Origin of the sequence: Chryseobacterium mucoviscidosis (genome assembly GCF_002177115.1) — a bacterium.
Lineage (GTDB): Bacteria > Bacteroidota > Bacteroidia > Flavobacteriales > Weeksellaceae > Chryseobacterium > Chryseobacterium mucoviscidosis.
This window is the reverse complement of the sequence record NZ_MVAG01000196.1, coordinates 1-242: the sequence shown is the minus strand read 5'-3', so window position 1 is coordinate 242 and position 242 is coordinate 1. Positions and strand designations below refer to the sequence as shown.

Sequence of the window (242 nt, the reverse complement as noted above, 5' to 3'; positions counted from 1 at the left end):
ATTCGGAGCTGGCTTTCAGACCCGCCGGAATCATCGCGGCTTCCGCGGCACCGACCGCACCACGAGCAACCGCCAGGCCACCCCAACTACCTGCCAGCGCGGTTGCACCACAGAACACGGCCCACAGTACAGCAAACATTGCATAACCGATTTTCGTACCCAGCACATCCAGTACATAACCCGCTACCGGTTGCATGACCGTATAAGCAGCAGAATACGCTGCGATGATATAGGAATACTGT

The 242-nt window shown here is 56.6% G+C and carries 1 protein-coding gene; it reads right to left on the bottom strand.

The annotated features are described in order from the left end of the window. Window positions 1-242, bottom strand: a 242-nt coding sequence (locus B0E34_RS22895; protein ID WP_123956729.1) for an MFS transporter, incomplete at both ends; no start/stop codon positions are given.